Source organism: Streptomyces shenzhenensis, from assembly GCF_003688995.1.
Lineage (GTDB): Bacteria > Actinomycetota > Actinomycetes > Streptomycetales > Streptomycetaceae > Streptomyces > Streptomyces shenzhenensis_A.
Window position 1 is genome coordinate 1 of record NZ_PENI01000006.1, and the last position, 19677, is coordinate 19677.

A 19677-nucleotide genomic window follows, 5' to 3' on the forward strand; every position below is an offset into this window, starting at 1 on the left:
GCTGTACCGACCGGACACCGACCCGCAGGTCGTGCGCGATGACCACGTTCTCCTCGCCCAGGACGAACCGCTCGGCAGCCTCCATCCTCAACTTCTCACGGAAGGCACGCCACTCGTCGGTCAGCCCACCCCCTTGCGCATACCTCATGCAATCGGCATACCGCAGGGATCACGAACCGTCAGCCCCCACCGACACCACGCTTTGAAGCTCAGTAACAACCTGGTGTACTTCAGTTGGGTCACGCGTTTCTCCTCACTCGATCGGCACCCGGCGTACTGGGGAAGCAGATGCAGGACGAACGTGTCGGCACGTCCTCGGAGTCATTGAGCAGACCAGCAAGGACTTCGGCTGCCGCGTAGAGGCGGTCGGCAAACACGGTGAGCCGACTGGTCAATCTCCGCAGTCGGCAGAGAGCCTGGGACAGGCCGGAGGCCGGGCCGTCCGGCCCGGCGCGGGACGGCCCCGGAATCTGGCTGCTCCCGGGGAAGGAGTTGTAGATGGTGATGTGGTGAGCCGATGCACCGTGGAGAGCGGTGCCCCACCCCACGTACTGTCCGGCGAGAGGCGGGGGTGTGGTCCAGTCTGGATCGGGATCGGCCGGGTCCGATGCCGTGCTCACGAGCGGTCCGGAGCACGCCGAGACGCCTCATGATGGTGAACGTCACGCAAGGTGCTGTCCATGATGGCGACGCCGGACGTCACATGTTGGATGCGCGATTGAATCGGTCGCGGCGCGGCAGGGCTGGCACCGTCAGTCTCTTTCGTCGCCCCAAGCACGGATGCGGCCTGGGCGGTGGGGTGACTGAGCAGGCCACCGGAGGGTGACGGAACGTACATCCACGCGGTCTGTGTGAAGCCCTTCCCCGCGACCTCGGCCCGGACCTCGGTGAAACGGGAGGGCGGCACAGCGCAGTAACCTCCGAGAACCGCCGCGCGATGGACAGCGTCGGAGACGATGACGACGAGGGGTGTGCCGTCCTCGCCCGCGTCGGCGAGCCACCTACGAGTGGCCTCGCAGTCCAGGAGGCGGTGCGCCTCGCTGCGAGGAGCGGCGTTCCCGTCGCCAGCCGTTCCCGAAGCAACGGGAACTGGCCCGACGTGGATGCTCATCCGAAGCCTGATGTGCGGGTCGGCTCCGGTGTTGTGTCGCTGGAGAAGAGTGTCCAGCACGTCCGCGAACGGACTGATGACAAGCGGAAGCCACGACGGATCAAAGCCGAAGGCGAGCCCGTCCCCAGTATTGCACTCGAACTCCCTGCGCATCTCACCCAAGCCTGCGAATTCCAGGCCACGGTAGATAATTTCGGTGATGGTCCTGCTGAGCGGAGCGTGCTGAACCGACGGCAGTCGGGTCGAATCCTTTGCGTCCACCGCCAGAAGACCGAAGTAGGGCGGCAGAGGACAACTGTCGGCCCTGACCGACCGGGACCGTTTGGACATAGAAACTCTCCCAGAAGAAAGACCGGGCACTACGGACGAGTTCAACGATCGGGAATCGACGGGAATGCCATGCAGAAAAAATTCCGCTTCGTGCAGTGACGTCAGTCACCTCAGGAGCAGGCACCGTCGGTATATCTGCACTCTCACGCTTCACTCCGGGCCAGTTCCTTCAACACCGCCTCATCCGTGAGGTGGACCACGGGCCAACGCGCTGAGATCGCACCACGACGCTCCAGTTCGGCGACTGCCCCGTACAGCGTCCTGGGCGTCACGCCGAGGGCGTAGGCCAGCACCTTCTGGGGAATCCCTGCCAAGAAGGGCGTGCTGGCGGTTCGGGCCAGGTCGAGCAGTAACCGGCTCAGCCCACTGACCACGCCGAATCGCCGTACACCGACCCGCACATTGGCCGTTCGGTGCAAGTGTTGTGCATCCAGCAACATGACCAGGACGTCGTTGCATCCGAGTCCGGCAAGGAACCGTCCGTGGCCGACTGCCTGGACGACGGTGCGACAGACAGCCGTCACATCCGCGTTCCGCAGCGCACCCGATAAGGCCGAGGTCTCCCCCAGGAGCTGACCCTTTCCGCGGATTTCGAGAAAAGCACGCGTGCCATCCGGGTACGGCTCGGTCACCAAAGCCCATCCTTCGACGATCCGTAGGACATTTCCTTTCTGGCTGCCTTTCAGGAGCATAGGCTGCCCTGACCGGTAGCAAATAGTCCTAGACCGTTCGAATATTCTCCCCCATGGCGGATCAATATCCATCGCGCTTCCTCCATGATCTCGCTTTCTCGTTGACACCAGCACCCCTTCGCAACTACCTCGAGAAATAGTGGATGCTCACACATCCTTGATAAAAGGGCGCGCGAGGGGCCAATAGGGGCGCATTCGGACACCGATCGATGATCGTGTACTTCCACACGCCAGTCACAGTGGCGGACTTCAATCTTGCGCGCGCTCCGATCGACCCCGAGGTGCTGAATAGCCGAAGCAGCGTAGGCATCTGCCGCGCTGCGCTAGCTGCGGGACGAGGTGCCACGCTTCGTCGGGGCGCACCCTGTGGGACAGACGGCGTGATCGCCAGCGAACCCGGCAGAGCGTCCGAACGGCTCCGTCGTGGCCGTCCGTATGCTGCGCGGCGACACCGACAAAGGCAGATGAGACCTGATGGCAACTGATGGACTCACCCCCACTTGCCCAGCTACCGAGGTGAAGCTCTTGCGGAGCGCGCCCGGCTGACCGGGCGAATAGCGTGGAGGACGTTAAATGACCTTTAGCCCGGCGCCGGTCGACGGCCAGCCGTGACTCGGGGACGGCCGATCACGCCTGCAGGCACGTCAGCAAACCCGCAGCCGTCGGCACCGGAGACAGCCGCAGATCGGACAGGCCAAGCCCCTCCTCCAGGTCCGGAGCACTCAAAATCAGGGCTGGCCAGAGTTGAGAACGTCATGGCTGTGGGGCGGCGCACCTTGCTGGTCTTCAGCCGCCCCGCCACTGCCAGGCCCTCTCAACCTTCGGATCACTCCCGAGGAGAGCCAGGAGGCAATGAAGGTCACCGAGCGCCTGCCGGCCCAGGCGTACTTCATGGCCTTCACTCACCCCGATGACCAACATCTCGTCACGGACCCTCGACCCGAAGTCGGCCCGCTCCAGCACCTCGAGCAAGCCCGCGTTGCGGGGGCCGCTCCGAGCCGCCTCCGCCCCGAACTGTCCGGTCGCCGCTGAGCCCTCCTCGATGTGCTCCTGCAACGGCGCCCTTCCGGCCAACGCTCGTTTCCAGGGCTCGGCCGCTCGCCGGTCACCAGGAGGGGCCGTCCACGCCTCTGAGTCGACGGCGTGCCCATAGCGTGCCCTCAAGCCTGGTGATTACTCGACCGCGTTCCGGGCCTACTGGGCACACGAAGATCGGGCACGCGGAGGCCCGAGTGCTGGGTGGCCGCAATCTTGCCCACGGTTGTGTTCTGCTTCAGCTCCCGGGAGGTTCGCCCGGCTGGAACTCTCAGCCTGCTCTTCTCCAGGGGCATCGGATGCGAACCAGGCAGGGCCTTGCTGGAAGACATGCCTTGTGACGACCCAACGGGCACACGGGCCGGGGCACGGCGAGCCAGGACACTTCGGCCGCGTCGAAGCACTCGGTGCCGTCGGTCCCCTGCGGACTGCTGGATGGCCTTCGGGGCCTGGCCCGGTCCGTACTCGGTTGCCATGTGAAGCGCGGCGGCAGCGGCAACTGTATGGCGGCGCCGATCGCCGCAAGCCGCCCTGTTCAGAACGGCTGGTCCGTAGGCACCGGCACGGTCGCCGCGGACACCCCGGCGCGCGGCGCCGGCCGCTCGGGCGCGCGTGTCGTGCGGCCCAAGCCGTGGTAGGCCGCAGTCACGGCGACCGCGCGGGGCGGTGGGCGTCGCCGGGTCCCAGGCCGTCGGGGTCAGCGGGCGTCGGCGTAGTCGTCGGCAACGGTGGCGGGTGCGGTGGTGGTCGAGCCGGCGAAGGCGTAACGCCAGTAGCCGTCCGCCGACGCCTTCACCGTGGTCTTCAGCTTTCCGGAGCCGTCGGTGGTGATCGTCTTCACGGTCGTGTACGTGGACGTCCCCTTCTTCCGGAGCTGCAGCTTCACCTTCTGACCGGAGTAGCCGTGATAGCCGCCGCAGGCCACCGGCTCGGGAGCCGCGTCGGCCGTCAGCTTCGCGTAACGCAGGACAGGCACCGACTCGGCGGCGTGCAGGTCGACGTGGCCCGCACCGTCCGCGGACTCGGTCCAGGCAGCCAACTTCCAGGTGCCGGCAAGGGCGTTGCGGCCGAGGTTCCAACGCGGGTGGATATAGGCGAAGTTCGCCTCGCAGGTGGACGTGGTCGCGTTGGCCTTGGTGCAGGCTGCCGGCTTCCTCGTGTCAGAGTGGGAGGTCGTCGGGGAGGACCCGGAACGACTTGTGGCGGCTCAGCGGGCGCACGGCGCGGAAGTCGCGGCGGTCGAGGGTGAGAATCGCGTCGGTGTCGTAGTCGGCGGCCAGGGCCACGTTCACCGCGTCGGCGAGGTCGAGATCCAGGGCGCGGTAGCGGACACGAATCGTCTGCGCGGCGCTCAGGTGGTCCTCCGTGACTTCCGGGACGACGACCCGGCCACGGCGCATCCAACGGCGGATGTCATCGACGGCGCTGAGGGCAGCCTCGCGGCCGAGCTCACGTGTGGTGACGTGGTCGAGCTCCGCCAGCAGGAGCGGTGACGTGATCAAGAGGCCGGCAGCCATGATCGCCTCATTCGCTGCTCCGTGGTCCGGATGCGTCGAGTCGAGGGCGGCCAGCAGCCCGGACGTATCGGCGATGACAATGATCACCCGGTGGCTCCGGCATCGCGGCGGACCGCGTCCGCGACCGTGTCACGGACCTCCGACTTGGACGGCGTACGGCCCGGCCCCTCGAAGGTGCGCGAGAACAGGGGTTCGTCCCAGACACGGTTCGCCATCGCCGCGAGGTGGATCCCCTGGCGGATGATCTCAGCCTCGCTTATTCCTCGACGCTTGGCCGCCTCCTTGATGATCGCCAGGTCCTCGGGGTCGGCGTAGACGTTGGTGCGCTTCATGGACATGTACCAAGCTTAGTCCATGTACCGAAATGATGTACGTTCCTGGCCGTGCTCAGCAGACGCGCTCAGCAGACGCGCTCAGCAGACGCGCTCAGCAGACGCGCTCAGCAGACGCGCTCAGGCGATGAGGATCCTCCCGGCTCGGCCGCGGTCGGCCGTCCAGGAACGTGATGCGGTACGGCCCGCCGGAGTCGGGGGCGGGCCGTACCGGATCAAGAGGTCAGTTGGTGAAGGTGATGTACTTCCAGGCGCCGTGCGTCGTGGAGTTGACGGTGTCGCCGGAGGAACCGTTGATGTACGACGAGCGAACTCGGGCACGGATGCCGGACTCGCCCGGTGCCCCCACGCGCACGGCCGACTTGCCGTTGGTGGCCAGGGCGAAGTACTCGGAGCCCGAGTCGTACCAGGAGCCCTGGTAGTACACCTGGAGCTGGAGGCGCTGCTTGCGGCCGGAGTAGTAGTTCATGGTCGTGGTGAACACCGGGTCGGTGTTCTTGCGGAAGTAGTAGTACGTCCTGGAGCCGATCTTGCCCGTCTTGTAGTGCCGGGAGACGGCGGTGGAGACCTTCGCATGGGCGTACGCGGTCGACTTGACGGTCTTGGCGGCGTAGCGGGCGTCGCCGGCGAAGACTGCGGTGACGGCGGTGTCACGGGTCATGTCGACGGTCGCCGACAGTTTGCCCTTGGAGTTGACCTTGGCCGTCTTCAGCAGCTTCTTCGGCTTGTCGGAGCCGAAGGGGTCCGCGTAGATCGAGACGGTGCGGTTCTTGTACGTCGTACCGAGGTGCGCGGTGAAGGTGACGTCCTTGCCGTACGCGTACAGCTTGCCGTTGTTGTTCAGGGTCAGCGCGGTCGCCTTGCGCGAGACGTTCACCGCATCGGAGCCGGAGGCGGGGGCGTGCGTGGCGTCGCCCGCGTAGGAGACCTTGTAGGTGACCTTGCCGCCGGCGGGCGGGGTGTCCGTGAAGGAGAAGCTGCCGTCCGCCTTCGTCTTGACGGGGGCCAGTGCCTTGCCGCTCGGCGACTCGATGTCCGTGCGGGTCACCTTGAGGCCGGTGCCCGCGGGGAGCCGTGTCTTCGAGGTCAGCTTGCCGGTGACGGTCAGCTTCTTGGCGCGTTCCGACGCGGCGGGAGCCGACACCTTGACGGTGGGCAGTTCCTTGGTGGGGTCGGTCAGGGCGCGCAGCGTGAAGGTGCCGTAGTGGTTCGCGGAGACCGCGAAGACCCGGCTCGCGTCGGGCGCCCAGGCGAGCGCTCCGGATACGAGGGTGTCGGAGCCGCTGCTGTTGTCGGTGTCGGGGAAGTCGTACTCCCGTACCGGCGCCGGGTCACCGGGCCGGTAGATGTGCACGTCGGGGTCGTACCAGGATTCGCTGCCGCCCGCGACGCTGCCGTCGGGCGCGACGCGCACGGCGTTCGGGTACGGGTCGATGGGGTAGCCGGCCAACTCGGTGAGGTCGGTGGTCGAGTAGGTGCCGAGGCCGTAGCCGCGGTCCGGGGCGCCCCACGAGGTGAGCACCTGGCTGCCGTCGGGCGTCAGGTCCAGCTGCTCCACGGCGGTGTCCATGTCGCCCTTGACGCGAAGGGCGGCTCCGTCGGCCGAGACGTCGTACACGGCGAGCTGGCCGCCGTTGCCCGCCACCAGGACGCCCGGGACGGCCGGGTCGGCGGCCAGGAACATCCCGAAGGCGCCGTGGAAGTCGACGTCGCCGCGCTGGGCGAGGTGGACGACGGGTTCGGCGCCGGAGACGTCGAGCGAACCGAAGTCGGTGCCGTGCGCGAACCAGATCCGGCCGTCCACCACCTCCAGATCGCCGGGAGCCGCGCCGACCGGGTAACTCGCCGTCTGGGTGTACGTGCCCGTCTCCACCGAGACGATCCGGTTGCCGTTCTTGACGGCCGCGTACACCTGTCCGGAGTCGGCGGACAGCGCGAGGCCGGTCACGCCGGTGAGCCCGGTCAGCGTTGCCTTCACGGTGCCCGAGTAGTCGGTGACGACGATCTTGCCGCCGGTCGGATCGGACACGTAGACCCGCCGGTGGGCGCCGTCCACGACGATGTCGCCGACCGACTTCACCGGAAGGACCTTCGCGGCGTCGGCCGCCGCCGGACCCGCCATGCCCGTCACCAGGGCCGCGGAGCTGAGGACGACCGCGAGTGCCGTCGCGGTCGAGATGCTGCGCCTGCGCACAGTGATGTGAACCCCCACAGAAGAAGCCCGGTGGTCACCGGGCGGAGATGAAAGAGGCCGCGCGTCCCCCCTCGCACCGACGACGGGTGCGTGGACGCTGCCGAAGAAGCAGCGTATGGCATGCAAGTGACAGTCGAGGACTGGATTTGTCGCGACAACCTGGCTCTCGTCGCGACAACCTGACTCTCGTCCACGAGAAGGCCGGGGATCCGGCCCGGGCCGTACCGCTCGACTCCGCCGTCGCCCAGTCGGCGCGGGTCCCGGGTGACACCCGTCCCGACACCTCGGTGGCCCGCCACAACCTCGCCGCCGCTCGCCGGAAAGCCCGAGCCGCGCAGCAGCCCGGTACGTCGGCCCCGGCAGCCGCGTCCACCCGGCGCCGCTCCGCGGACCCCTCCTACGCTCCTCCGCGTGGGCCGCGCCGCGCGCCACGGCTGCCTGCTGCATTGGCAGCACGGACGTCACCGGGTCGGGGGACTGCGCCGTCGGCTGCCGCGCAGGACATACCAGATCGGTGTGACTATCACTCCAAGCGACACGCCAACTCCCGAACGTCACCACGGAGGACCATCGATGAACATCACTCTGAAGCGCCTGCTCGGCGCGACCGCGGCGGTGACCACGGGCGCGGCGGCGCTGCTCGGTGCCGGTGCCGGTACCGCCAGTGCCAAGGGCAGGGTGCACTGCGACCGCGCCGAACGGGTCATATGGAGCAGCAACGGGCCCGCCACCGAGGTGATCGCCCACGGGTGCGACCTGCCGGACGACAACCACCGCTGGTACAGAATCGATATCGACACCCTCGTACACACCCACCACGAGATGGACTATCAGAACGGAAAGGTCGACCGGACCAAGACCTTGCACGACAGAACCGTCAGATGCCTGGGCCACATCGCCAAGAAGGACACGGTGCTCTGGTTCGGCTGCCCGCCCTCCTGATCCACCCGCCGAGGACTGCGCTGCGCCTTTTGGACCGCCCGCCCGGCGGGCCGCACCGCACCGGACGCGACGGGGGCGGCGGAACCGACCGCCGCCCCGGCATCGTCGCCGTCGCCCTTCTCGAAGGGGGTCGGACGGAGGGTCGGACGAACTGCACTCCGCACACGCCGACCGTAAACCGCGCAGGTACGGCACCTGGCTGAACGCGCTCCCCACGGAACGCGCTCCCTACGGAACGGGCGCCCGCCGACGCGGGCGGCGACGCGGGCGGCGACGCGGGCGGCGCAGGGTCTCGGTGGACACGGTCCGCGCCCATATACGCGCCGTGCGCTCGCCGCGGGGCGCTGCATCGGTGGGGTGAGCGATCGGTGGCCGTCCCTCCTGGGAGCTACGCGCAGGTGCACTCCGTGGAGTGACGATTTCGGGTCGGCGGATCCATAGATTTCAGGGGTGGGCGCCGCGCTCCAGTCGAGCATCTGGCGCAGGGGCCCTCATGGGGAATGCGGTGCCGAGTTCCTGTCGGACCGCCGCCGCAATCCCCCTCCTTGTCTCACCCCATGGCCTTTTGGGAGGGCTCGATGATGCGCGCAATCAGGGCGACCGCGATGACGGCGCTGTGCTGCACCGTGGCCGGCGCGGGGCTTCTCGCCCGCGAGGAAGCCACCGCGACGCAGTTGCAGCCGGCATCCGCCACGACCGTACAGAAGGCCCACGGGTCTGCGTTTTCCGGAGCCAGGAAGATTCGCGTCGCCGGCCATTCGGTGAACGTCTCCTGCTCCGGACGTCCTGCGGCCGGCAGGCCGGTCGTCGTGCTGATGGCCGGAGGGGGCGACGGGTTGGACAAGCTGGCCGACCTGCAGAAGACCCTGAGCAAGAAGGACAGGGTCTGCTCCTACGACCGGCTCGGCGAAGGCGCGAGCGACCGGCCCGACGGCCTCCAGACCTTCGCCGACAGCGGAAGGATCCTGACCGCGGTGCTCGACCGGATCGCCGGGGACGGTCCGGTCGTCCTGGCCGGCCACTCGCTCGGCGGGCTGATCGCCGCCCGGTATGCCCCCGATCATCAGGACAGGGTCAAGGGGCTGGTGTTGATGGACGCCACCATACCGACGTTGAGCGCCGACATTTCGAAGGTGATTCCCGAGTCGGCCACCGGCCAGGTCGCGGAACTGCGGGCGCAGACCCTCGCGGTGAACGAGGGCCAGAACCCCGAGAAGATCGTCATCGCCGACGCGGAGGTCCGCTCCGCCGGAGACATTCCCGTGGAGATCATCAAGCACGACAAGCAGTACGACTCGGTTCCCGAATACGGGCCCGCCCTGGAGCGGATGTGGTCCGAGGGCCAGCGCCGGTGGCGCGCGATATCCAGCCGCAGCACCCTCGGCACCGCCGCCGGAAGCGGTCACTACATCTACGTCGACCGGCCCGACCTCGCGGTCCGTGCCGTTCAGCGCGTCACCGCACAGGCCGCGGGCCACGGCAGCCGCCCCACCCGGTAGGGCACGGCCCGAACACCCCACCGGCGCCCTACCGTTGGCGGTGTCAGGTGACCAGGCCCTGGCGGTAGGCGTAGACGACCGCCTGGACGCGGTCGCGCAGTCCGATTTTGGTGAGGATGCGGGAGACGAAGGTCTTCACGGTTTCCTGGCTGATCTGGAGGGTCGCGGCGATCTCGCTGTTGGAGAGGCCGTCGGCGATCTGGCGGAGCACCTCCAGCTCGCGGGGCGTCAGGGGGATGTCGTTCGTGCTGCCGCCCTCGGCGGGCCGGATCCGGGCGGCGTAGCGGCCCACGAGCTGACGGGTGACCTCGGGGTCGAGCAGGGCCGCGCCGGTGGCCACCGTTCTGATGCCGTGCAGGAGTTGGGCGGGGGGTGCGTCCTTGAGGAGGAAGCCGCTGGCACCGGCGCGCAGTGCCTCGTAGACGTACTCGTCCAGGTTGAACGTCGTCACCACGAGCACCTTCACGGGGTGGTGCACGCCGGCGCCGGCCAGCAGGCGAGTGGCCTCGATGCCGTCGAGCACGGGCATGCGGACGTCCATGACGACGACGTCGGGGTGCAGTCGGCGGGCGAGGTCGATCGCGGCCTTCCCGTCCGCGCATTCGCCGGCGACCTCGAGGTCGGGCTGTGCGTCGATGATGGTCACCAGGCCGGTGCGCACGAGCATCTGGTCGTCGCAGACCAGGACCCGGATCGGGCCGGTCATGAGGGGTTCCCTGCGGGTATGCGGGCCCGTACCAGGAAGCCGCCCTCTGCCCGCGGGCCGGCGCTGAAGTCGCCGCCCAGGACGTCGACCCGTTCCCGCAGGCCGGCCAGGCCGCGTCCGCTGCCGCCCGGTGAGGCGGTCCGTGAGGCGGACGCGTCGGTGCTGACCTCCACGGTGATCTCCTTCTCGGTGTGCTGCACCCGGACCGCGGTGCGGCTGCCGTGCGCGTACTTGAGGGCGTTCGTGAGTGCTTCCTGGACCACCCGGTAGGCGACGAGGTCGGCGCTGCCCGTCGTCGGTGCGGGCGTGCCCTCCTCGGTGAACTCCACGGGCTGTCCCGCCTCGCGTGTCTGCTCCACGAGGGTGCGGAGCCGGCCCGCCGACGGGGTCCGGGTGCCGGTGCCGTGGTCGGGGTTGAGGAGGTCGAGCAGATGGCGCAGGTCACTGATGGCTCGTCGGCCGGTGTCGGTGACGGCGGTGAGGGTCTGGTCGAGGCGGTCGGGTGCGGCGGTCAGATAGCGTGCGGCCTCGGCCTGGACGACCATCGCGGTCACGTGGTGGGTCACCACGTCGTGCAACTCGCGGGCGATACGGGTGCGTTCGGCGGTCCTGGTCTCCTGCGCGACACGGCGGCGGCGTTCGGCCTCCGCGGCCCGCGCCGAACGCAGCCACCCGCCGATGCCCCAGGCGAGGACCAGCGCCAGGTAGAACAACACGAACTCGCCCGGCGACTCACCCGAACCGAGCCGGTACAGCGCGAGGGCCAGCACCGCGTACGCCGCCGAGAAACCGAGCGCGGTGGCGCGCCGGTGCCGCTCCATGCGGGAGCCCACGGCCGCCAGAGCGAAGGGCAGCGCGGTGCCCGCGAGCGAGTGGTAGCCGCGCAGTTGGTCGATGGCGAAGCCCACCGACACCAGCGCCAGACAGGCCACCGGCCACCGCCGGAACACCGTCAGCGGGAGGCATTCCAGGGCGATGGCCAGAACGGCGAGCGTGTCGAAGGGGCGGGGCGGCAGACCGCCGAGCTGGGTGCCGTGGCTGTGGAACGCCGGCACCAGCGACGCGGCCAACAGCAGCGGGCCGAGCGGCAGATACCAGGCCGTGATGTCGAATCCGCGCCGCAGCCCGGCAAGCCGCCGAAGGCTGATCACCGGGCGAGTGTAGCGGTGGTGGCGCCGGCTCGTTCGGTGCGCGGGCGGCGGGGCTTGAGATGGCCGCGCCGGTGGGCGAGCCACAGGAACACGATGGTCGTCAGCACGCCGAACACCACGGTGTACAGGCTGCCTTCGGGGCCGAAGTCGCCGCCGCTGATCAGCGAGGGGCCCGAGGTGGCGGCGTCCAGCAGGCCCTGTTGGGTGTCGTTGCCGGAGACCTCGGTGCTGAAGATGCCGCCCAGGGCGAAGTTCCAGCCGAAGTGCAGGCCGATCGGCACCCACAGGGTACGGGTGGCGATGTACGCGGCGCCCAGCATGCCGCCGGCCTCGATCGCGATGGCGATCGCACCGACCAGGCCGGCGTGCGGGTTGAGCAGGTGCGCCAGACCGAACAGCACACCGGTCAGCGTCAGCGCGATCCACGTCCCGGTGCGTTCCTCGATGATCCGGAACAGGAACCCGCGGTAGAGGAGTTCCTCCGTCACCGCGGCGGCGGCCATTAAACCCAACAGGCCCACCGCGCCCGTCGGCGAGCCCAGGCCGCCCACCGTGTAGTAGCCGAGGAAGGCCAGGTTCGCGATGACGGCCCCGCACAGCACCACCCCAGGCATTTCCTTGCAGGCTCCTTGCAGCACCCTTGCCGGAGGTATCGCGGGCTCGTGAGGGGGTGTGGGGGGGCGGCATGGGCGGGAGAACAGCGCGCCTCGGCCGCGCGAGCTGCTGGTGGGGTACCTGGGACCCGCCACCTCCTCGGGTTCCGGGGCGTCTCGGGCTTCGTCAGGGCCGTAGGGCCGTTGTCCAGGCGCTGGTTGGGCCGAAGGTCAGGAAACCTGATGCCGCGCCCGCCAGCTCGTCGGCGGCGGGGGTGAGGCGGGCCGCCAGGGTGGTACGCAGGGCCTGGTCGTCGAGCTCCAGTGCCGCAGCCGCCGTCAGGCAGCACAGCGCCTCGTACATCAGGTCGGCCGGGGGCTCCGGCAGGGACCGTAGCGCCGCGTGGGCCTCCTCGGTCCGGCCCGCACCGAGCAGGGCGAGCGGCTGGACCCACGGGCGGTAGGGGCCCCAGTCCTCGGCGAGGTCGACGCGGGCGGCGGGCGGGCGGCGGCCCGGGCGGAGGGCCAGGGACAGCCGGGTCAGCGGGATCAGGCCCGCCGTCAGGCCGGGCATGCCGCAGCCGTCGAGCGCGGCGTACAGGGACCGGTAGGCGCGCTCGGCCTGCGTCGGGGTCGCGGTGGCGGCGGCGCGCAGGGCGGCGTACCCCGTGGTGAACACGGTCACGAGCGGCAGTTCGTGCCGCCCGGACAGCCGGTCCGCGGCGGCGGCGTGCGCGTCGGCCGCCGCGAAGTCGGCGAGGGCCGCACGGGCCTGCACCCGGATCAGATGGCCGAGCACCTCGTAGGTGACCAGGCCGTGCCGGGCGGCGAGCGCGACGAGTTCCGCACCGGTCGCGTCCCGGACCGGGGCGAGGCCGGCGCGGGTGCAGGACTGCATGAAGACGCCGTTCAGGGCGAAGGCGAGCAGCGCGGGGTCGTCGAGGCGGCGTGCGCTCTCCTCGGCCTCGCGGGCGGCGGCCGGGCCGCGCGGGGACCGGGTGCCGCGCATCTCCACGGCGACGGCGGCGAGGAGACGGCAGCGGGTCGCCTCGTACGACGCGTCCGGCGGCAGCGCCGTCAGGGTGCGCTCGGCCGCGGCGACGATGCGCGACGCCGCCTCCGGGTCGTCGGCGCGGGTCCACAGCGCGGGCACGTCGAAGGCGCCGATGACCCGGGCGGTCAGCTCCGCGTCTCCGGTCTCCTCCGCCGCGGTCACCGCCGCGAGCCGGTGCTCGCGGGACTCCGCGAGACCGCCGCCGCCGGTGACCGCCAGGTTCCTGAGCAGGCCCACGGTCGACTCCAGCCGGGCCCGGGCACCGGCGGCCACCGTGCGGTCGTACGCCTCGGTCGCCCGCGCCCACAACCGGGCCGCCGCCACCGACGGTTCGGCCGGGCCGTCCAGGCGCGGGTCCTGGGCGAGGATCTCCGCCTCCAGGCGGCGCAGCTCGGGGCCGGGGTCGACGCCGAGCCCGTCGGCCAGGCTCGCGCGGGCGCGGCGCAGCACGGCGAGCGCGTCCGCCTGCCGGCCCGTGCGGTACAGGGCCAGCGCCAGCAGCCGCCGGGCGTGCTCGCGCCAGGGGTGAGCGGCGGTGTGGGCGTCGAGGTCGGGCACCGCCTCGGCCGCCCGGCCCAGCGCGAGCAGCGTCTCGGCCCGCCGCTCCACCGCGTGCAGCAGCAGTTCGGTCAGCCGGGCCCGCTCGCCCCGGCACCATTCCTGGCCGGCGAAGTCGGCGTAGGCGGGCCCGCGCCACAGCGCGAGCGCCGCGTCGAGCCGTTCCAGGGCGCGTTCGGGCCCCAGCGCGGCGGCGTCGGCGACGGCGTCCTCGAACCGCCGGGCGTCGACGGAGCCGGGCACGGCGCGCAGGACGTACCCGGGTCCCTCGGTGACCAGGAGCCGGGCCGGCGCCCGCGGCGGCCGCTCCGGCTCCAGGGCGCGGCGCAGATCGCCGACGAAGGTCCGCAGGGCGCCGACGGCGTTCGGCGGCGGTTCCTCCCACAGGTCGGCGACGAGCCGGTCGACCGGGACGACCCGGCGGCGGGCCACGATCAGCCGGGCCAGCACGGCGCGGTGGCGCGGGCCCTTCAGGGCGACCGCGGCACCGTCGCGCTCGGCCCCGACCGCCCCGAGCACCCGGAACACCGTCCGCTCCATACGTCCGCCTCCATACGTCCGCCTCCCTGCGTCCGCCGCGACGCCGCCGCATGCCGATCAGGTGCCGATCAGGGTGCTGATCGGGTGCTGATCGGGTGCTGATTCGCGGGCGGCAGCCTCGGAGCATGGATTCCCACGACACCACGATCCCCGGTTTCGCCCCGCACCGCGTCCTCGTAGCCGACGGCGTCGCCCTGCACGCGGCCGTCGGCGGCAGCGGCAGCCCGGTCGTGCTGCTGCACGGCTTCCCGCAGACCCACCTGATGTGGCGGCACGTGGCCGCCGACCTCGCCGCCGACCACACCGTCATCTGCCCCGACCTGCGCGGTTACGGCGCGAGCGACAAACCCGCCGAGGATCCCGACGGGACCACGTACGCCAAGCGCACCATGGCCGCCGACGTCGTCGCGCTGGCCCGTGCCCTGGGCCACGAGCGGTTCGCCCTGGCCGGGCACGACCGTGGCGCGCTGGTCGCGTTCCGGGCCGGCCTCGACCATCCGGCGGCGGTCGACCGGCTGGCCCTGCTCGACGTCCTGCCCACCCTCGACATGTGGGACGTCCTGCACGGCAGTTCGGCGGCGGTCGCCTTCCATCTCTATCTGATGGCCCAGCCGCCCGGCCTGCCCGAGCAGCTGATCGCCGGGGCGCCGGACGCCTTCTTCGGTCACTTCCTCGATGTGTGGACCCGGGACCCGGAGGCGATCCCCGCCGCGGTGCGCGCGGTGTATCTGGCGGCGGCGCGGGCCGCCGTACCGTCCGTGGTCGCCGACTACCGGGCCTCCGCGGGCATCGACGTGGCGCACGACCGCGCCGACCGGGAGTCGGGGGCCGAGCTGCGCATGCCCGTCACCGTGCTCCAGCAGGACTGGGGCGCCGCCCTCGGCTACGACGCCGCGGCCCTGTGGCGGGCCTGGGCCCCGGACCTGGACCACCGGACCGTCGCCTGCGGGCACTTCATGGCCGAGGAGGACCCGGCCGCGGTCACCGCGGCGCTGCGCGCCCTCCTGAAGCGCTGAACGCACACACGCAGAGACCCGGGTCATACCCCCGGACACACGAACGGTCCCGCAGAGCACGGGGAAACGTGCTCCGCGGGACCGTGTACGACCGTGCGCGACGGCTACTTGAGGTAGACGAGGCCGTCCGTGGTGATGGTCGGGCGGCCGCTGGTGCCGACCACGACGATCTTGACGGTGTGCTTGGCGCTGCTGGACCAGGACTTGGTCCAGATCGCCTGCCGGTACTGCGTGCTGGACGACTTCAGGTCGACCGTCGCGACCTTGGTGCCGTCGACGTACACGTACGCCTGCCCGGAGCCGGCGGCGCGGGAGACCACCCAGGCGGCCGAGCGGCCGGTGAAGGTCCAGGTGAGGCTCGCGTTCTTGGCGGAGCTGGAGTACGACTTGCCGCCGAGGTAGCTGGAGCTGGAGCGGGTGGACCAGCTGCCGGCCTTGGTGGCGGAGCTCTCCTGCAGTATCACGGGGGTGTAGGAGGGCGAGGAGGTGCGGTAGTTGCCGGCCCAGTCGTACGCCCGCATCGACCAGGTGGCGGCGGAGCCGGACGCGGCGGTGCGGTTGGAGCCGGTGGTGGTCGCGCCGAAGGTGGCGGCCGTCGGGGACAGCAGCTTCACCTGGCGCAGGGCGGTCTCGTCGGCCGCCTTCCAGCCCAGCGCGACCGGGACGGCGGTGGTGTTGACGGTGCCGGTGCGCAGGGACAGCTTCGGCGAGCTGGTGAAGGTGGGGGCGGTGGTGTCCGCCACGACCTTCACCGAGGCGCTGGTCGCCGTCCTGCCCGACTGGTGCACGGCCCGCACGGCGACCGTGTGGCTGCCCACGGCCAACGTGGTGCCGGCGGAGGTGGCGGAGCCGGCCAGGGTGGCGACGGACTTGCCGTCGACCAGCAGCTCGTACCGGGAGATGAGTGAGGCCGGCGTGGTGGCCGACCACTTCACGGTGACGGCGCCCTTGGTGTAGTAGGTCGAGCCGTTCTGGGTGGCGCCGGTGACCGAGGTGACCTTCACGCCCTGCACCGGGCCGGCCGCGAGGGTGCGGATGGTCGGCAGCTGCGCGTAGAGCGCGTTGCCGGGGCACTCGGTGTTGTAGCCGTCGCGGTGCGCGGAGATCCGCGGGAAGGGGTACTTCACGCCCGCGGTGAAATTGGCGCCGAAGTAGTTCTTCTGGGTGGCGCCCGCGGTCAGCTGCACGGTCCCGGACGGATCGGCGCCGTACTGCCCGAGCTTCCAGGCCGCGACCCGGGCGACCGAGGTCAGCGTGGCGTCCGAGGCGCTGACGGTGGTGTTGGTGCCGAGCACCGCGATGCCCGCGGACTCCCGGTTCCAGCCGTAGGTGTGGGCGCCGAGCACCGGCCGGTCGACGCCGCCCTTGCGGCCCTCGAAGACGGTGCCGCACTTGTCGACCAGGAAGTTGTAGCCGATGTCGTTCCAGCCGTTGGTCTTCACGTGGTACGTGTAGATGCCCCGCACGATCGCCGCCGAGTCGGCGCACGAGTAGTCGTTGGCGCTGTCCGTGTGGTGCACGAACACGGCCTTCACGTCCGCGTTGTACTCCGACGGGTCGGGGCTGATGGACTCGTCGGCGCCCCAGCCGGCCCGCGCGACCATCGTGGGCTGCGGCACGGTGGACGGCGGTGCCTCGGGAACGCCGGCCGACGCGCTCGCGGAGGGCGACGCGGAGGCAGACCCGGCGGCCGAGGCGGACGGGGACGCGGGGTCGGCCGGAGCGGCGCCGGGGCTCTCCGCGACGGCGAAGGCGGCCGGGTCGGCGTCGCCGCCGGCCTTCAGCTCGGCGTCGGTCACCACGCCCGGGTCGACCAGGTTGACCTGAAGCCCCGGGGGCAGCGCGCGGGTCGCACCGTCCTCGCGGACGACCTGGGCCTGGACCCCGTCGGAGGGGCCGACCCACAGCGGGTCGGACGCGCCGCGCACCCCGGCCTCGGGGTCCTCCAGCGGGTCCGCGTTCACCTCCAGGTCGTGCCAGGCGCTCCAGTCGCCGGTTTCCAGGCTGCGGGTGCGCACCTGCGCGGTCCCGTCCAGCCGCTGGGCGGCGCCCTTCCAGGAGACACCGAGCATCGAGAACTGCTGGGTGCTCGTCCGGGCCAGCTCCCGCTTGTTGCTCGCGGCGCCCTTCAGGGCGAGGGCGTAGACCTTCACGGGGCGCTTGGAGCGGGCCTCGGCCCCGTGCCCGTCGGAGGGGCTGGCCACGGCGTAGCCCACCACGCCTCCGCCGCCCAGGACGACCGCCCCCAGCGTCAGCCACGCCCGGCGCTTCAGGCTCAACGGTCTGTACGCATGCGACGTACGACGACTCACGACGTAATCCACCCCTAAAAGGCCGCTGTGGGTCGCTCGGACCCGCGGCAGGAAGTCACGGAAGGCACACCCGACACACAGGTGCACTGTTTTCTTCAGCGCGCCGGGAGCGCCAAGCATCACTCGGGCCCCAAATGTATGGGTATGCCCGCGCCGGCCGCGGGTGGGACACGGCCGTGGACGACACCGCGCATTCACGTCGGGTCCATCCGCTGATCGCTCGGGCGTGCGAACGTCCTCCGGCGACCGGGCGCACGGCAGCGCCGGTTCGCATGGGAGGGAGCATCATGCGTGGAGCGAGTGCCGGAGACCGGTCCGGCACCGGCCGGAGACGGCGTACGGCGGCGGCCCTGACGGCCGTCGCCCTGGCGGCCGGAGCGATCGTCACCGGGGCGGGCGCGGCCCAGGCCAAGCCCCAGCCGCAGGACTGCGGTGCCGGGCGGGCGGCCTACGCGTGCGTCCGGCCGGGCGAGCTGCTGGACGTCACACTGGGCGAGCTGCACCCGACCCAGTCGGCCGTCGGCTACGACGAGATCTACTACAAGCTCGGCCGCTACCGCCTGGACAAGGACGTGGCGGCGGGCGACTTCAACAAGCGGTTCGACGACTGGTGCGAGGCCAACGGGCAGGGCGAGACCGCGTCCGCGCGCCCCGGCGCCCGCCTGGACGACCCGGCCAGCTTCTCCTGCACCGTGCCGCTCGGGCAGGAGACGGCCGACAGCGTCGCCCCGATGAAGACGGCCGTGGTCGGCCCCGGCGGCAAGCTGTACCTCACCGATGGGCACCACACCTTCACCGTCTTCGACGAACTTCCCGACGGCGGGGACGATCTGCACGTCCGGGTGCGCATCACCGACAACTTCAGCTCGCTGTCGACCGCGGCCTTCTGGCAGCGGATGACGGACGAGAAGAAGGTGTGGCTGCGCGACGAGAACGACCGGCCGATCACCGTCGGCCAGTTGCCGGACCGCCTCGGTCTCGCCCACTTCCACGACGACGCGTACCGCAGCCTCGTCTACTTCACCCGGGACATCGGCTACGCCGTGCCCGACGACGCGAGCGAGTTCCTGGAGTTCTCCTGGGGCTCGTGGCTGCGCGGCCGGCTGCCCGTGAAGCCGTCCCAGCTGAACGACTCCGCGCCCTACTTGAGCCTGGTCAAGCAGGCCTCCCAGGCCATGGTCGCGCTCGCTGACGACGATCTGGTCGCGGGCGGCCGGACGGCCGCCGAGCTGGGCAAGATGGCCGAGTGGAACGACGGCAAGAAGGAGACCGGCGGCGAGTTCGCCAAGCTGAGCAGGGCGATCACGGAGGCGAAGCCCGGCAAGCTCGCCTACGCCCTCGGCTTCAAGGCGGACGTCGCCCCGGCCCCGTCCTGCACCACGACGCTCACCGGCACCCGCAGCGGCCCGCTGACCGTCGGCTCCGGGGTCACCTGCCTGGACCGGGCCCGGCTGACCGGCCCCGTCACCGTCCGCGCGGGCGCCTCCCTGATCTCCCGGGGCAGCACGGTGTCGGGTCCCGTGGCCGCGAGCGGCGCCCGTACGGTGCAGTTGTGCGGCACGACCGTCAACGGCCCCGTGTCGATCACCCGCACCGACGGCCCGGTCCTGCTCGGCGGCCCGGGCTGCACCGCGGACGCCGTCACCGGCCCGGTGGCGCTCACCGGCAATACCGGCGGCGTCACGGTCTCCGGCGGCACCGTCACCGGTCCCCTGGCCTGCTCCGCCAACAGCCCGGCCCCGTCCGACGCGGGCAAGCCGGTCACCGTCCGCGGCCCCAGGTCGGGCCAGTGCGCGACGCTCTGAACCGACCGGAGGGCATGGGATCATGACCCCATGTTCGATGCCCTGAAGAACCTGAAGGACCTGAAGGACAAGGCCGAGGACCTCGCCGAGGACCACGGTGACAAGATCAGCGCGGGCCTGGAGAAGATCGGCGACCTCGTCGACGACAAGACCGGCGGAAAGTACAGCGACAAGATCGACACCGGCGTGGACAAGGCGCAGGACTACGTCGAGCGCCTCGGCGAGCGGAAGCAGTCGGACTGACCGGTCACGGCCCGGTCCGGGCCCGGAGTTCTCCGGGCCCGGACCGG

Annotated in this window: 15 protein-coding genes and 2 pseudogenes; 5 read left to right on the forward strand and 12 right to left on the reverse strand. The window is 70.8% G+C overall.

Annotation, left to right across the window (positions count from 1 at the left end; all coding sequences use genetic code 11):
- The 7 genes and pseudogenes from CTZ28_RS49950 to CTZ28_RS11680 all read right to left on the reverse strand — a co-directional run.
- A pseudogene (locus tag CTZ28_RS49950) lies at window positions 1-148 on the reverse strand (IS630 family transposase); the annotation flags it as partial.
- A gap of 468 nt (window positions 149-616) precedes the next feature.
- The gene (locus CTZ28_RS11650; RefSeq protein WP_121889261.1) at window positions 617-1441 is read right to left on the reverse strand and encodes a hypothetical protein; all 825 of its coding nucleotides are present in this window, start codon (window positions 1439-1441) and stop codon (window positions 617-619) included.
- Between the two features lie 143 nt (window positions 1442-1584).
- Window positions 1585-2205 (reverse strand): Crp/Fnr family transcriptional regulator, encoded by a 621-nt coding sequence (locus CTZ28_RS11655; protein ID WP_121889262.1) that lies wholly within the window; start codon window positions 2203-2205, stop codon window positions 1585-1587.
- Window positions 2206-3865: 1660 nt separating this feature from the next.
- Window positions 3866-4207 (reverse strand): hypothetical protein, encoded by a 342-nt coding sequence (locus tag CTZ28_RS11665; RefSeq protein WP_121889264.1) that lies wholly within the window; start codon window positions 4205-4207, stop codon window positions 3866-3868.
- 121 nt (window positions 4208-4328) lie between these two features.
- On the reverse strand, window positions 4329-4772 hold the full coding sequence (locus CTZ28_RS11670) for a PIN domain-containing protein (RefSeq protein ID WP_121889265.1): 444 nt from the start codon (window positions 4770-4772) through the stop codon (window positions 4329-4331).
- Window positions 4769-5023, reverse strand: coding sequence for a ribbon-helix-helix domain-containing protein (locus CTZ28_RS11675; RefSeq protein WP_121889266.1), 255 nt, complete (start codon window positions 5021-5023; stop codon window positions 4769-4771). The genes CTZ28_RS11670 and CTZ28_RS11675 overlap by 4 nt, the downstream gene beginning before the upstream one ends.
- 217 nt (window positions 5024-5240) lie before the next feature.
- Entirely contained in the window at window positions 5241-7211 is a 1971-nt protein-coding gene (locus tag CTZ28_RS11680) for a YncE family protein (protein WP_121889267.1), read from the reverse strand.
- Between the two features lie 573 nt (window positions 7212-7784).
- Here CTZ28_RS11680 and CTZ28_RS11685 point away from each other — a divergent pair.
- Both CTZ28_RS11685 and CTZ28_RS11690 read left to right on the forward strand, forming a co-directional pair.
- Window positions 7785-8153 (forward strand): hypothetical protein, encoded by a 369-nt coding sequence (locus CTZ28_RS11685; protein WP_121889268.1) that lies wholly within the window; start codon window positions 7785-7787, stop codon window positions 8151-8153.
- 578 nt (window positions 8154-8731) lie between these two features.
- Entirely contained in the window at window positions 8732-9652 is a 921-nt protein-coding gene (locus tag CTZ28_RS11690) for an alpha/beta fold hydrolase (RefSeq protein WP_121889269.1), read from the forward strand.
- Between the two features lie 43 nt (window positions 9653-9695).
- On the opposite strand, the gene CTZ28_RS11695 is transcribed toward CTZ28_RS11690, so the two are convergent.
- The 4 genes and pseudogenes from CTZ28_RS11695 to CTZ28_RS11705 all read right to left on the reverse strand — a co-directional run bounded on the left by CTZ28_RS11695 (window position 9696) and on the right by CTZ28_RS11705 (window position 14254).
- Window positions 9696-10358 (reverse strand): response regulator, encoded by a 663-nt coding sequence (locus CTZ28_RS11695; protein ID WP_121889270.1) that lies wholly within the window; start codon window positions 10356-10358, stop codon window positions 9696-9698.
- Window positions 10355-11509, reverse strand: coding sequence for a sensor histidine kinase (locus tag CTZ28_RS48170; protein WP_183154356.1), 1155 nt, complete (start codon window positions 11507-11509; stop codon window positions 10355-10357). The genes CTZ28_RS11695 and CTZ28_RS48170 overlap by 4 nt, the downstream gene beginning before the upstream one ends.
- A pseudogene (locus tag CTZ28_RS48175) lies at window positions 11506-12117 on the reverse strand (lysostaphin resistance A-like protein); the annotation flags it as partial. The gene CTZ28_RS48170 and the pseudogene CTZ28_RS48175, both read right to left, overlap by 4 nt.
- A 172-nt stretch (window positions 12118-12289) precedes the next feature.
- Entirely contained in the window at window positions 12290-14254 is a 1965-nt protein-coding gene (locus tag CTZ28_RS11705) for an AfsR/SARP family transcriptional regulator (RefSeq protein WP_121889271.1), read from the reverse strand.
- Between the two features lie 125 nt (window positions 14255-14379).
- Between CTZ28_RS11705 and CTZ28_RS11710 the strand changes: the two genes are divergently transcribed.
- Window positions 14380-15270 (forward strand): alpha/beta fold hydrolase, encoded by an 891-nt coding sequence (locus CTZ28_RS11710; protein ID WP_121889272.1) that lies wholly within the window; start codon window positions 14380-14382, stop codon window positions 15268-15270.
- A gap of 104 nt (window positions 15271-15374) precedes the next feature.
- On the opposite strand, the gene CTZ28_RS11715 is transcribed toward CTZ28_RS11710, so the two are convergent.
- Window positions 15375-17543 carry a peptidoglycan recognition protein family protein gene (locus tag CTZ28_RS11715; RefSeq protein ID WP_259471581.1) on the reverse strand — a complete coding sequence of 723 codons (2169 nt, stop codon included), beginning with the start codon at window positions 17541-17543 and terminating at the stop codon, window positions 15375-15377.
- 326 nt (window positions 17544-17869) lie between these two features.
- Between CTZ28_RS11715 and CTZ28_RS11720 the strand changes: the two genes are divergently transcribed.
- Together CTZ28_RS11720 and CTZ28_RS11725 are read left to right on the forward strand one after the other, a co-directional pair.
- The gene (locus CTZ28_RS11720; protein WP_121889274.1) at window positions 17870-19387 is read left to right on the forward strand and encodes a ParB/Srx family N-terminal domain-containing protein; all 1518 of its coding nucleotides are present in this window, start codon (window positions 17870-17872) and stop codon (window positions 19385-19387) included.
- A 30-nt stretch (window positions 19388-19417) separates the two neighbouring features.
- Complete coding sequence (locus tag CTZ28_RS11725) at window positions 19418-19630, forward strand: antitoxin (protein WP_121889275.1); 213 nt, start codon at window positions 19418-19420, stop codon at window positions 19628-19630.
- Window positions 19631-19677 lie beyond the last annotated feature (47 nt).

Bases quoted from the DNA above. Each gene is read 5' to 3' on its own strand.
- CTZ28_RS11720 (WP_121889274.1), top strand. From the start codon at position 17,870: ATGCGTGGAGCGAGTGCCGGAGACCGGTCCGGCACCGGCCGGAGACGG.
- CTZ28_RS11685 (WP_121889268.1), top strand. From the start codon at position 7,785: ATGAACATCACTCTGAAGCGCCTGCTCGGCGCGACCGCGGCGGTGACC.
- CTZ28_RS11655 (WP_121889262.1), bottom strand. From the start codon at position 2,205: ATGGATATTGATCCGCCATGGGGGAGAATATTCGAACGGTCTAGGACT.
- CTZ28_RS11695 (WP_121889270.1), bottom strand. From the start codon at position 10,358: ATGACCGGCCCGATCCGGGTCCTGGTCTGCGACGACCAGATGCTCGTG.
- CTZ28_RS11690 (WP_121889269.1), top strand. From the start codon at position 8,732: ATGATGCGCGCAATCAGGGCGACCGCGATGACGGCGCTGTGCTGCACC.
- CTZ28_RS11705 (WP_121889271.1), bottom strand. From the start codon at position 14,254: ATGGAGCGGACGGTGTTCCGGGTGCTCGGGGCGGTCGGGGCCGAGCGC.
- CTZ28_RS11710 (WP_121889272.1), top strand. From the start codon at position 14,380: ATGGATTCCCACGACACCACGATCCCCGGTTTCGCCCCGCACCGCGTC.
- CTZ28_RS11725 (WP_121889275.1), top strand. From the start codon at position 19,418: ATGTTCGATGCCCTGAAGAACCTGAAGGACCTGAAGGACAAGGCCGAG.
- CTZ28_RS11675 (WP_121889266.1), bottom strand. From the start codon at position 5,023: ATGTCCATGAAGCGCACCAACGTCTACGCCGACCCCGAGGACCTGGCG.
- CTZ28_RS11650 (WP_121889261.1), bottom strand. From the start codon at position 1,441: ATGTCCAAACGGTCCCGGTCGGTCAGGGCCGACAGTTGTCCTCTGCCG.